The sequence below is a fragment of the Fictibacillus nanhaiensis genome, assembly GCF_019801215.1.
In the GTDB taxonomy this organism is placed as follows: Bacteria; Bacillota; Bacilli; order Bacillales; family Fictibacillaceae; genus Fictibacillus; species Fictibacillus nanhaiensis_C.
This window is the reverse complement of sequence record NZ_JAHVJO010000002.1, coordinates 55,346-69,036: the sequence shown is the minus strand read 5'-3', so window position 1 is coordinate 69,036 and position 13,691 is coordinate 55,346. Positions and strand designations below refer to the sequence as shown.

Sequence of the window (13,691 nt, the reverse complement as noted above, 5' to 3'; positions counted from 1 at the left end):
TTTTTTTAGAGTTTAAACCAGCCTCTTGATTCTAGATCTGCTGAATTTCTTTTCTTGTGATGTTTTTTCTTCTTCCAATCCTCACTAGAAGACTCTTTTTTCCACCAGCTAGATGAAGATGAAGATGAGCAAGAAGATGAAGATGATGTTGAGCATGAAGATGTAGTGGATGAGCATGAAGATGATGACGATTCTACTATGCAGCTGCTAGAAGATGAAGACTCTTTTTTGCACTTGTAATAGTAAGAGGATGATTCTCTCTTACAGCATTTTGATGAAGATTCTTTTTTGAAACATTTTTTCTTTCCACAAGGATCTTCTTTTTTACAGCATAAAATTCTGCAATGGCTGCTTTCGTGCCCATCCCATTCTCCAGCTTGAGCAATAAAGTTAATAAACCCGATAACAACCATTACGATTTCGTCGTCTCGGACAATTTGAATGGTTTGGCGGTTTACGTCTGTAAGAACACCTACGATTTCATCATCGCTTCCATCGTTCACTCTTACTTTGCAATTGATTAATTTCCTTAATATACTTCGGAAAGTATCATTGCATATTTTTTTACAATCTGTTTTGTGGCAACCCTTGTCAGTGTCAATGGTAATGGCTCTAACATTGTTTAGCGGGAAATAGAGAACTTCCCATTCGTCAGTTTTAAGCGCAATGAAATCTCTTCCTACGCATACCAGTTTGCCGTGTTCTGAAACGTCGTCTAAATCAACTCTTACGTGTTTGCATAAAAATTCTGCGGCCTCTCTTGCTGAGAGTTTGTTATTTCTACAATTCAAAAATATTTCCTCCTGATGGTGATATTGACTAATCTTGTCCATGCATTATATGTAGATTGATAAGAAAAAGGGCTAGGTCAATTGTCTAAATTTAAAATTTTGGGTAAAACGAATGGTTTTTTTATCAGAAAAAAAGATAAAACTCACCTAAGACCATTTTTATGTATATAATGATTGAAAAGAAGAAAATGGGGAGGCGGTTTATCATGGATATGACACGACCTAAGCAAATGGTTCAATTCAATTTTACAAATCGCTTCCATTTTATAAAGAACAGATGACTTTTTTATTGTCATTTGTTCTTTTTTTGTAACCAGGAATGGAGGCGAAGGGGATGCGTTATAGACGGGTATTAATTAAACTAAGTGGCGGCGCTTTGGCAGGCAACCAAGGAACAGGGTTCGATCATCTTTCCTTAAACCATATTGCAAAAGAAGTATTATCTGTTATTGATAAAGGAATTGAAGTGGCGATTGTTGTTGGCGGGGGAAATATATTCAGGGGAAATCTAGCCGAGTATTGGGGCATCGAGCGGGTTGAAGCTGATCAGATCGGTACATTAGGAACGGTGATAAACAGTTTAATGTTAAGAGGGGTCTTGAAAAGTAAAATGGATCGGGAAGTTCGGGTGATGAGCTCAGTCCCTATAAGTGCAGTAGCTGAACCGTATATTCGGCTCCGGGCAGTTCATCACTTAAACAAAGGTTATGTTGTGATATTTGCCGGCGGAAATGGCCAACCTTATGTCACAACCGATTATCCTGCAGTTCAAAGAGCTCTAGAGATGAACTGTGACGCCATCCTATGTGCAAAACAAGGGGTGGACGGCGTTTACGACAGTGATCCAAATCGGTTTAAAGAAGCACGCAAATATGCAACTCTTCACTATGACGAAGCTATTCGAAATAATTTAAAAGTAATGGACCAATCGGCTCTAATCTTAGCTAGAGACCACGGTTTACCGATACACCTCTTTGATTTTAACCAAGAAGGTTCATTTCTTAAGATTTGTAATGGGGAAGATATCGGAACATTTATCAGTCATAACATTGAAACGGCACTCGTATAAACAAATGTTTATAAATTGGGCATTCCAAGCATCATCTTGGAATGCTTTTTTGTATATTTTGCCATAGGTTTTCTCATATTAAAGGAGAGAAAAGAGGTGTTACATCATGATGAAATGGCTAAAGAAGAATACAAAGGAACTTACCCATACCGTTGATCTATCAAATAATACATACAACAACATTACCGAGTTGATCGATAATGCTAAAGATTCTGCTGACTTCATCCATTATCCGCAGAAAACGGCCTTTCATAATGTTTATATTTCGTATTACAAGGCGATGATTGACGGGGAATTATTGCATCGTGATGTACTGCCTTATATTATTCACAGCAAAGCATTTAAATCGCTGAAAGACTTAAAAGATATTTTACCGATCGAAAGTGTAAGCATTACAAAAGATATAAAAGAGATCCAAAACAAGCTGCTGCGAGGTTTTATTGTCGTCCAATTTGGAGAATACGATGAGGAATGCGCAGTCATTCGGGCTGAAAATTCATCAACAAATCGCGCTGTTTCTGTGTCAGAGATTGAGTTCTCTGTCATTGGACCAAAGGAAGCTTTTATTGAAAACTTAGACAGCAATTTATATTTGATAAGAAGAAGATTACCTGTCCCAGAGCTTCGTTTTAAAGAGATAATCATAGGAAAATATTCAAAAACTCGTGTTATAATCGCTTATTTAGAAGGAATCGCAAATATAGAAAATATCAATACTGTGTCACAGCGGATACAGGATATTGAATCAGAAGTGATTCCTGACAGTTCGTTTTTAGAACAAATGATATCTGACAACACAAAATCTGTTTTTCCCCAATTAGTCACTACTGAAAGGCCAGACAGAGTTGTGGCTATGTTAAATTACGGACAAGTGGCCATCCTGTCTGAAGGATCGCCTCAAGCCTTACTTGGTCCAACAGGAATCTCAGAATACTTTGTATCTCCTGAGGATTATTATTTATCATGGCTTCTTGGTTCTCTTTTTCGTTTTATCCGATTTTTATCCGTTATATTTTCAACATTTGCTACACCTCTCTATGTAGCCATTTTAACGTTTCATTATCAAATGATACCAAAAGATTTGCTCGCTCCATTGATTTCTTCACGGGTGAATATTCCTTTTCCCCCTATATTAGAAGTACTGTTCTTGGAACTCACTATTGAGCTGCTTCGCGAAGCAGGGGCACGCTTGCCAACAAAAGTTGGTCAAACCCTAGGGATTGTTGGCGGGATTGTAATCGGTCAGGCATCAGTAGAGGCAGGCTTAACGAGCAACATTTTGTTAATTATCGTCTCTCTTTCTGCTTTAGCTTCATTTACGACGCCTATTTATAAGATGGCAAACACGATTCGAATTTTACGTTTTCCGTTTATCTTTTTTGCAGCAATCTGGGGAGGTGTTGGGATCGTAATCGCCATGTCGTTTATCATCGTTCATCTTCTCAGGTTAGAATCATTAGGACGGCCTTATTTATCACCAATCTATCCACCAAGGCTGTTAGATATGACAGACACCGTCATAAGGCTTCCCTATAATCGGATTTTAAAGCGTCCCATTAGTTTAGGTACGAAGCTTCCTTCAAAAGAGATGGTGAAAGAAATGAGAAAAAAGAAGGATATCGACGAATGATAAGAAGAAAAACGCTTATTTTACTGATTTTCATTGCACTTCTCTTAAATGGATGTGTACCCAAACAAATCGTAGATGAAGTTCAACTTATTCATGCAGTAGGGTTTGATGAGCTTCCAGATACAAACATAAAGGGAACAATCATGTATCCCATTTTTAATCAAGATGGCACGATTGAGGCTGAAACGCTTTCTGCAGTATCTCATACGAGCCGGTATATTCGTTCCAAACTGAACACAAAATCACCGAAAACATTAACAACCGGTCAGCTGCGTATCGTACTATTCAATGATAAGTTTGCGAAGAATGGGATTTTGGAGATTGTCAATTCTCTTTATCGTGATCCGAATGTTGGGAACAGATTGTATATGGCTGTTGTTAATGGAAGTACACATGAACTTTTAACAAACAAACTTACAGCAGATCCACTTCCTTCCATGTATTTAACGGATTTAATTGAACAGAACATAAAGAGTGAAAACCTGCCAAAAACGAATCTTCATGTGTTTCTTTATAGTTACTATGGAGAAGGCTTAGATCCTTTTTTACCATTAGTTCGCTCTGGTAATAACAACTTACAATTAGAGGGAATCGCTCTATTCCGAGGGGACAAATATGTAGGACAACTCGACCATCGCGAATCATTCGCCTTTAAGGTATTGGTTGATGGATCAAAAACAGGGCATTATGAAGTGCAATTGAAAAAAGGTAAACAGACTGGTCATGCAGTCGTTCGTAATATCAAAGGAACAACCTCATACAAAGTGAAAAAAGTAAATGGAGTACCTGAATTCACCGTTAAGATGAAAATATTAGGTGAAATTCATGAGTATCCACCATGGTTAAATTTAGAACAAAAATCAGATATCGACCTCATCGAAAAAACATTTACTAAGAAAGTGAAAAGAGAAGCGGAGACAATCATTCAGAAATTTCAAAAGTTACAAATTGATCCACTAGGATTTGGAGATCAGGTAAGAAGGCGTGAAAAGGGATGGGATTATAAAAAATTCAAGACACAATATCCGGATATGAAAGTTAACGTTTCTACTGATGTAGAAATAGTGGAATCAGGAGTGATCGAATAATAGTGAATAACAGCTGGAGTAACAGCTGTTTTTTCATTTGCTGAGGATTTTTAAGTAACCGGACACAAAAGCAGATGTCCTTCGAATAATTATATGGTTATTCCTTTATTGGATAACGATTTTTAAAGGGGGAAAATGTTTTGAAAACGACAGATGAGAAAATAAAACTTCGTAATCATTGGTTCAAAATTATTTTAATTAGTCTATTTTCTATGGTATTGATGTTTAAAATTGCTGTAACAAAGTTCACTTTTCATTTTTCTGATATGCTGGCATTTCTTTTGGCCATTTTTGCAATCGGAATTTGTAGCTTATTCTATGTAAAAGTAAATGAAGCTCTTCAGGCATTTGGTCTAGCGGCTAAATCAGTCATGCCTGAGCTGAATAAAAAGCAAAAATCCACACCTGAAGTGCAAGATCAAGAAAACGAAATAAGTGAAACAGATGCTGAAGAACTAGAACGCCTGTTGTTAACACAAGAAGAACAAATTAAACGGATGAAACAAGTACAAAAAGAAATCACAAACCGTCTAATTCTAGAAGAAGATTTACATGAAGAAGATAAAAGAGATTATATTGATTATCTTCTGCAAAAAGAAAAAGACATTTTGTTTGCGAAACAAGAAATTGTGCGTATCACTTCCCTGTTAGAGCCTGTTGACAAAGGTGAAGAAAAAGAACATGAAGAAACTGAGCTTTTAGAAGATGATTCGGATGAACATTCTGTAGAAACAGCTACTTCAAAAGATATTGTTCAGTTACTAGGGAAAGAATTTGTCTTGAATGCGAGCCTTGAGCAGTTCAATCATAAAATGAGAGAAATTCAGCATTCAATCTCTGTAGAAACGGCCGCTCATCTGCAAGAAGAAGGGTTGATCGATCCTTATTTTAACGTGACACGTAAAGGTCTAAAAGAATTTAGGCGGGCTGCAAAGAAATTCAGTTATGAAGATGGTGTTAAGTTTCTTTCTAAAGTAGTACAAAGAGGAAATCGATAAATGAATACAGAGCTGATTTTGGAAAGCCGTTTTGGCTGAAAAAGTCAGCTTTTTTTTATGATGAAAAAATTGAATGATTTCGCCAGATTGTCAATCTTACTTTTTTTACACTAAGGTTTCCCTGGTACAATAGACATAGAATGATTTGAAGGAGAATGTTTGCTATATGTTTATCGTTGCGAAATTATTATTATATTTATGTTTTTCCATCCTTATGGGAGCATTTATTCTTTATTCAGTCCCCAAGAAAATGCGGCCAGAGATTAAACTATTAAAAAAATGGGTGTTACTTCTTGTTGCTTTAGTTCCGATTTTGGGAAGCGGTGATCTTTTAAGATTAACGCTTTATCTGGGAGAGGATATTGGATATTGGATTACGTTTCAAAACATCCTTTTTAGTTTTGAAGTCGGAAAAGGCTGGCTGTTCTTAACAGGTATATCGACCTTGTTGTTTTTTATGGTGTTGTTTAATGATGTAGAAGAACGATTTTTTGCTGGTTTATCGTTATTCTTACTAACGGGCATGACCTTTTCATTAGGTTATTCCAGTCATGCAGCATCACTCGGTTCTTTAGGCTTTCTAGCCCACACCCTTCATTTTTTGGCTGTTATTATTTGGACAGGAGTCTTGCTCGTTACTGGTTTTTTTAGTAGAGGAAACGGTCCGGCCACTTCTTTTTATAAATGGTTTACGCCACTTGCCCTTGTTTGTCTTTTTACTACAATTGGTATGGGGCTTTGGCTGATGAGTTATATTGTGCCTGAATATGTGAATAGTTATATGCTAGATTATGGTCAAGCATTATTAATAAAGCATATTTTGCTGTTTATCGTTGTATTGTATAGCTTGATTAATGGTGTATGGTTAAAAAGGAAGATGAAAGAAGAGGGCTCCTCGTTTTCTGGATTAAAGTGGATCAAGGCGGAAGGCATCGTTCTGTTTCTTGTGTTTGTAGCAACTGCCGTCATGAGTCAGCAGACACCGCCTCATGATGTTGCTCAAACATTAAAAATGGAAGAGCCATCGAAATTATTTACGTTTGTATCAGGAATAAATCCTGGTGACAATCCAGCGCTAGCCTTTCATATCTCGATCGCAAGTCTTGGTTGGCTTTCAGTTGCAGTTGTCCTTTCATTGTCCATTTTCTTAGGAATAAAAAGAAAAATGGGTACAATACCAGTACTAGCATTATCTCTTTTAGCGGCTTCTGCATTTTATTTAGCTGTTATGTCGTCTCTCTCTTTATAATAGTAAAGAAAGCAGCCTTTTTCACATTTGAAAGGCTGTTTTTTCTTTTTAATCAATTAATAGTTTTAATTTTTCGAAATCGACATAATTCGCAAAAAAATGATATATTTAAAGCGGTTACATCCTAAACAGAAAATAACCAATCTATTTAAATTTGAAAGTGTACTAGGGGGAAATTGGATTGGAACAACTTATGCGTAATTTTTTCTTATTTTTAGCTAAAAATAAATCATTAACGAGCCTGGCGAAAAAGTATGGTCTACGATTTGGCGCAGGACGTTTTGTAGCAGGGGCAACGCTTGAAAGCTCTATAGCTGCCATAAAGAAATTGAACGAAAAAGGAATGCCCGTAACAATCGACCATTTAGGCGAATTCGTGGACAATGAAAAAGAAGCAGCTGAAATGACGGAACATTGTATACAAGCCATTAAAGCCATCGCAAAAGAAAAGCTTGATTCCCAGCTTTCGCTTAAATTAACCTCAATGGGGCTAGACATCAGTGATGAGCTCGTTTTAGGGAATATGAGAAAAATTATGGAAGCTGCGGTAAAGCACGATGTTTTTATTACAATCGATATGGAAGACTACTCTCGTTGTGAAAAAACATTGCAAATCTTTAAACAGCTGAAAAAAGAGTATGATAATATCTCAACGGTGATTCAAGCTTATCTTTATCGTTCACTTGAAGATGTTCAGGATGTAAACGAGTATCAACCCAATCTGAGGCTCGTTAAAGGGGCTTATAAAGAATCTGCAAAAGTAGCATATCCGGAAAAAAATGACGTTGATAATAATTTCAAAACATTAATTGAAACCCATCTTTTAAACGGAAATTATACGGCGGTTGCTACACACGATGATGAGATCATCTCCTTCACAAAGGAATTGGTTGATAAACATAACATCCCTTATGATCAGTTTGAGTTTCAAATGCTGTACGGAATACGTGTAGAACGCCAGGATCAATTGATGCAAGAAGGCTACAGAATGCGGATTTATGTACCGTATGGTAATGACTGGTATGGGTACTTCATGAGACGGCTTGCAGAGCGTCCTGCGAATGTGTTATTCGTTTTAAAAGGTGTGTTTGGGAAGTAAATATAAAGCAATCAAAACATTCTTCATAATAAATGAGGGATGTTTTTTTTTCATTGAAAGGGGTCTGTCCCGGGACAGACCCCCTACAATTTTGAAACAATTTATAAATGAACACACAACTATTGCTAAAATTCTGAATATATTCTATATTAAATATAGGTTGATTAATTTTTTTGTCGATAAAAAATGAATGAGTGTTCATTCAATGACATTCAATGAAAAGGGGGACATCTATTTTGTCACGCGAAATCCGAAAAGCTGCCGTACTGGGTTCTGGTGTAATGGGATCTGGCATCGCTGCTCACCTTGCAAATGTCGGAATTCCTACTTTGTTGCTGGATATCGTTCCACCAACATTAAGTGAAGAAGAAAAAGCAAAAGGAATTACAGAAGATCATCCCGCATTTCGTAACAAACTTACAGCAACAGCTACTCAAAAATTACTAAAACAAAAACCTGCTCCTCTTGCCGTAAAAGAAAACCTTGATCTGATAACGATCGGAAATTTAACGGATGATCTAGAAAAGCTTAAAGAGGTTGATTGGATCATTGAAGTCGTTGTAGAGAGACTGGATGTTAAACAAAGTTTGTTTGAAACCATCGACCAATATCGCAAGCCAGGAAGCATCGTTACATCCAATACGTCTGGTATTTCTATCCATGCGATGGCTGAAGGCCGTTCTGAAGACTTTAAAGCACACTTTTTAGGAACACATTTCTTCAACCCTCCAAGATATTTAAAGCTTCTGGAGATCATTCCAACAGAAGATACGAAACCTGAGATCGTTCAGTTTATTAAAAATTTTGGAGAAAATGTGTTAGGAAAAGGAGTCGTAGAAGCAAAAGATACACCTAACTTTATCGCCAATCGAATCGGGACATATGGACTGATGGTCACGATGCAGGAAATGGTGAAACATGGGTACAGTGTCGGCGAGGTGGATTCTGTAACGGGTCCACTTATAGGACGTCCTAAGTCAGCTACATTCAGAACACTTGATGTAGTAGGACTTGATACATTTCTCCATGTTGCGCGTAATGTTTATGAACAGGTAGACGGGAAAGAAAAAGAAGTTTTTGAGATTCCTGATTTTCTTAATGAAATGGTCGAAAAAGGCTGGACAGGAAGCAAATCCGGGCAGGGCTTTTATTTAAAACAAAAAAGTAAAGCTGGAAGTGAAATTCTAGAGCTTGACCCTGAAACATTAGAATATAAACCGAGATCTAAAATGAAAACAGCAACACTTGAAGCTGCTAAGCAGATGAAAACCACTAACCAGAAAGTGAAAGCGCTTTTATACAGTGATGACCGTGCAGGTGTATTGCTTTGGAACATTATCAAACCAGTCCTCCTCTATTCAGCAGAAAAATGCTATGAGATTGCAGATGATTTAGTAGCGATCGATCAAGCGATGAAATGGGGATTTGGTTGGGAGCATGGTCCATTTGAGATTTGGGATGCAATTGGACTTCCTGAATCCATAGAAAGAATGAAAGCAGAAGGTGAGACGATTCCTGTTTGGGTGGAAGAAATGCTCCAGTCGGAAAAAACATCCTTCTATACAAACACAGAAAGTGAATTATCTTATTACCATCACGGAACATATATTCCAGTAGAAGAAAATAAAAAAGTGATTCATTTAAGCCGTTTAAAAAAGCAAGGTCATGTAATAGCCAAGAATGGCGGAGCATCATTAATTGATTTAGGTGATGATGTTGCAGGTTTAGAATTTACTTCTCCAAATAATGCAATCGGACCTGAAATCATCATGATGCTCCATCAAGCAATCGATGAAGTTGAGAAAAATTACAAAGGGCTCGTAATCGGAAACCAAGGGAAAAACTTCTGTGTGGGCGCTAATCTGATGCTCATACTAATGGAAGCACAAGATGATAACTTCTTTGAACTGGATATGATGGTCAGACAGTTCCAGCAAGCGATGGCAAGAGTGCGCTACAGTTCAAAGCCAGTGGTAGCAGCTAATTTCGGGATGACGCTCGGTGGAGGAGTTGAAGTCTCGTTACCAGCAGCTAGACTTCAAATGTCCTCTGAAACCTATATGGGGCTTGTTGAAACAGGAGTAGGCCTCATTCCTGGTGGTGGAGGAAACAAAGAACTTTACATTCGTCTTCTTGAGCAGTTGCCTGAAGGAGCTAAAGGTGATTTGCAAAAAGTCGCGAATCAAGCTTTCGAAACAATTGCAATGGCGAAAGTGTCGACTTCCGCGCAAGAAGCGGCAAAACTAGGATTTTTACGAAATGAAGATAACATCTCTGCAAATGGTGATCATTTGCTGCATGATGCAAAAAGTCAGGTGCTCTCACTTGCCGATCTTGGATATAAACCACCTGTTAAAAAGAAGATTCCGGTTGTTGGTGAAGCTGGATATGCGACATTGGCACTTGGTGCTCAAACGATGCAATTCAGTCAGTACATTTCGGAACATGATTTAAAGATTGCTAAAAAGCTAGCGTTTGTTCTTGCAGGTGGAAGAGTCCCAGAAGGAACATTCGTAGACGAACAATACTTACTCGACCTTGAGAGAGAAGCATTCTTAAGTCTTGCAGGCGAACCGAAAAGCCAGGCAAGAATGCAGCATATGCTTGTTAAAGGAAAACCGCTAAGAAACTAAGGGGGGAAGAAACGAATGTTAAAAGATGCAGTCATAGTAGCAGGTGCACGAACAGCTGTCGGCAAAGCAAAAAAAGGATCTTTTGCACATATGAGACCTGATGAACTAGCCGCCGTAACGATTAAAGAAACGTTAAAACGTGCTGGAGGATATGAGGGGCAGATCGATGACTTAATTATCGGATGTGCTGTGCCTGAAGCAGAACAAGGAATGAATATGGCACGGCTAATCGGTGCACGAGCGGGTTTGCCTGAGACTGTCCCAGCCATAACAATCAATCGCTTCTGTTCTTCAGGATTACAAAGTATTGCGTATGGAGCAGAAAAAATTATGCTAGGAGCTGCTGATGCCATAATTGCCGGAGGAGCCGAATCCATGAGCCTTGTTCCTGTAGTAGGGCATGTTGTGAAACCTAACCCATACCTCGTAGAAACCGTTCCTCAATATTATATGGGAATGGGGCATACCGCTGAAGAAGTAGCAAAGAGATTTGGTGTTTCCAGACAAGACCAAGATGAGTTTGCCGTTCGCAGTCATCAGAAAGCGTCTGCAGCGATTAAAGAAGGCAGGTTTAATGATGAGATCGTACCTGTTCAAGTAATGAAACGATGGCTGGATGAACAGGCGAAGTTAGTTGAAAAAGAGATAGCTGTTTCAATCGATGAGGGTGTACGCCCAGATACCTCATTGGAAGTTTTGAGCAAGCTTCGACCAGCGTTTACACCGACAGGTTCTGTAACAGCTGGAAATTCATCTCAAACAAGTGATGGAGCAGCTTCTGTTCTCGTCATGAATAGAGAAAAAGCAATTGCTGAAGGATTGAAACCGCTATTGAAATTCCGTTCATTTGCAGTGGCTGGAGTTGCACCAGACATTATGGGTGTTGGCCCAGTAGCGGCAATTCCAAAAGCCTTAAAAATGGCAGGACTTGAGCTCTCAGATATCGGTTTGTTTGAACTAAACGAAGCATTCGCCTCACAGGCCGTTCAAGTTATTCGAGAGCTTAAGCTTCCTGAAGACAAAGTGAACGTAAACGGGGGCGCTATCGCGCTGGGTCATCCACTCGGATGCTCAGGAACCAAACTTACGCTAACATTGCTGCATGAAATGAGACGAAGAAATGAACAGTTTGGCATCGTAACGATGTGTATCGGTGGCGGAATGGGTGCAGCAGGCGTATTTGAACTTGTTGGATAAAAAGGGAGGATAAATGACATGTCAAACACAACAGAAAAAGAAGTGATCGGCGGCAGTTTTCTAATTGAAGATGTTGCTGCTGCAGACATCTTTACGCCAGAGGATTTTTCAGAAGAACATCATATGATTGCAAAAACGACAGAAGATTTTGTTGCTAAAGAAGTCGTACCGCAAATTGAAAAGATGGAAGATCATGATTTTGAAATTTCCCGCAAATTATTAACAAAAGCAGGTGAGCTTGGCTTACTAGGTGCCGATGTTCCAGAAGAATACGGCGGGCTGGGCCTTGATAAAATCTCTTCTTCTCTCATTACTGAAAAATTTGCTCGAGGACGCGGATTTTCGATTAGTTATGGGGCTCACGTAGGAATCGGATCCTTGCCGATTGTTCTTTTCGGAAACGAAGAGCAAAAGAAAAAGTATCTGCCTGAGTTAGCCACTGGTGAAAAGATTGCTGCTTATGCTTTAACAGAACCAGGATCAGGATCTGATGCCCTTGGAGCGAGAACAACCGCTAAATTAAATGCTGAAGGAACGCATTATATTTTAAATGGAGAGAAGCAATGGATAACGAACTCTGCGTTCGCTGATGTATTTGTTGTATACGCAAAAATCAATGGCGAGCAATTCTCTGCTTTTATCGTAGAACGAGAATATGAGGGAGTTTCAACTGGACCTGAAGAAAAGAAGATGGGGATTAAGAGTTCCTCTACACGTACGTTGATATTAGAAGATGTAGCTGTTCCAAAAGAAAATTTACTTTGGGAAGCGGGAAAAGGACACCTTATCGCCTTTAACATCTTAAATATCGGACGTTACAAGCTTGCACTAGGCTGTGTCGGTGCGGCAAAGCGCGGGCTTGAAGTATCACTGAAATATTCAAATGAGCGTCAGCAGTTCAAACGTAAAATCAGCTCATTCAGCTTAATTCAGGAAAAGCTTGCGAACATGGCTGTTCAAACTTTTGCTTCTGAAAGCTCTGTATACCGAACAGTTGGCTTATTCGAAAACCGCCTAGGTGCGTTATCTGAAGAAAAGCAGAAAGATGGCCGAGAATTAGCAAAAGCAATCGCGGAATATGCGATTGAATGTTCATTGAATAAAGTATTTGCATCTGAAGCCTTAGATTATGTAGTTGATGAAGGTGTTCAAATCCATGGTGGATATGGGTTTATGACCGAGTATGAGATCGAAGGCATGTATCGGGACTCACGCATTAACCGGATCTTTGAAGGAACGAACGAGATCAATCGTCTGTTAGTGCCTGGCACTCTTGTGAAAAAAGCGATGAAGAATGAATTGCCGCTTATTCAAAAAGCAACAGCCCTTCAACAAGAACTCATGATGCTCATGCCAGTTGAAGTAGGAACAGAAGCGCTTGATCAAGAAAAATATTTAGTATCGATGGCAAAGAAAATTTTCTTGATGACAGCAGGACTCGCTGTTCAAAAGTTTGGCCCGAAACTCGAGCAGGAACAAGAAGTTTTATCTAACCTTGCTGATATGATCAGTGAGATCTACTCGATGGAATCCGTTTTATTACGTACGGAAAAAGCCATCGCGAGATCTGGTGAAGAAAAGGCAAAACAAAAGCTTCTTTATACAGAAGTGTACTGCCAGGAAGCGTTTAACCGAATTGAAGCACATGCAAAAGAATCAATCATTGCCGTTGAAGAAGGGGATATGCTCAGAATGATGCTTTCCGCTTTAAAGAAATTAACACGCCACACACCAGTAAATGTTATTAAGAAGAAGCGGGAAATTGCCGTTTCACTTCTTGAAGAAGAACGCTATATCGTTTAATTACTATTATTTACGCCAACCTTCAAAATTCTTTCCCTCTTGCTTTGCAGGAGGGCTTTTTTTCTTTAAAAAGGATAAGTCATGTTGAACCCATCGTAAACCGCTTAAATCAGGTACAGTTTCGGGTGCCGAAA

The 13,691-nt window shown here is 38.7% G+C and carries 10 protein-coding genes; 9 read left to right on the top strand and 1 reads right to left on the bottom strand.

What is annotated here, in order from left to right:
- Positions 1 to 5 precede the first annotated feature (5 nt).
- Positions 6 to 791, bottom strand: a complete 786-nt coding sequence (locus KUV80_RS08895) for a hypothetical protein (RefSeq protein WP_222462370.1) — start codon at positions 789 to 791, stop codon at positions 6 to 8.
- A 334-nt stretch (positions 792 to 1,125) separates the two neighbouring features.
- Here KUV80_RS08895 and pyrH point away from each other — a divergent pair, with 334 nt between their 5' ends.
- From pyrH to KUV80_RS08850, 9 genes are all read left to right on the top strand, one after another.
- Positions 1,126 to 1,860, top strand: coding sequence for a UMP kinase (pyrH, locus tag KUV80_RS08890; RefSeq protein WP_222462369.1), 735 nt, complete (start codon positions 1,126 to 1,128; stop codon positions 1,858 to 1,860).
- A 106-nt stretch (positions 1,861 to 1,966) separates the two neighbouring features.
- Positions 1,967 to 3,490, top strand: coding sequence for a spore germination protein (locus KUV80_RS08885; protein WP_222462368.1), 1,524 nt, complete (start codon positions 1,967 to 1,969; stop codon positions 3,488 to 3,490).
- Entirely contained in the window at positions 3,487 to 4,578 is a 1,092-nt protein-coding gene (locus KUV80_RS08880; protein ID WP_222462367.1) for a Ger(x)C family spore germination protein, read from the top strand. The genes KUV80_RS08885 and KUV80_RS08880 overlap by 4 nt, the downstream gene beginning before the upstream one ends.
- Before the next feature lie 140 nt (positions 4,579 to 4,718).
- Positions 4,719 to 5,576 (top strand): hypothetical protein, encoded by an 858-nt coding sequence (locus tag KUV80_RS08875; protein ID WP_222462366.1) that lies wholly within the window; start codon positions 4,719 to 4,721, stop codon positions 5,574 to 5,576.
- A 166-nt stretch (positions 5,577 to 5,742) separates the two neighbouring features.
- Positions 5,743 to 6,825 (top strand): copper resistance D family protein, encoded by a 1,083-nt coding sequence (locus KUV80_RS08870; protein WP_222462365.1) that lies wholly within the window; start codon positions 5,743 to 5,745, stop codon positions 6,823 to 6,825.
- Positions 6,826 to 7,006: 181 nt separating this feature from the next.
- Positions 7,007 to 7,924 (top strand): proline dehydrogenase, encoded by a 918-nt coding sequence (locus tag KUV80_RS08865; protein WP_276516631.1) that lies wholly within the window; start codon positions 7,007 to 7,009, stop codon positions 7,922 to 7,924.
- 236 nt (positions 7,925 to 8,160) lie between these two features.
- Positions 8,161 to 10,557: a 3-hydroxyacyl-CoA dehydrogenase/enoyl-CoA hydratase family protein gene (locus KUV80_RS08860; RefSeq protein WP_222462364.1), complete on the top strand. Its 2,397-nt coding sequence runs from the start codon at positions 8,161 to 8,163 to the stop codon at positions 10,555 to 10,557.
- Positions 10,558 to 10,572: 15 nt separating this feature from the next.
- Entirely contained in the window at positions 10,573 to 11,754 is a 1,182-nt protein-coding gene (locus KUV80_RS08855) for an acetyl-CoA C-acetyltransferase (RefSeq protein ID WP_222462363.1), read from the top strand.
- A gap of 18 nt (positions 11,755 to 11,772) precedes the next feature.
- Entirely contained in the window at positions 11,773 to 13,557 is a 1,785-nt protein-coding gene (locus KUV80_RS08850; RefSeq protein WP_222462362.1) for an acyl-CoA dehydrogenase family protein, read from the top strand.
- Positions 13,558 to 13,691: the final 134 nt, after the last annotated feature.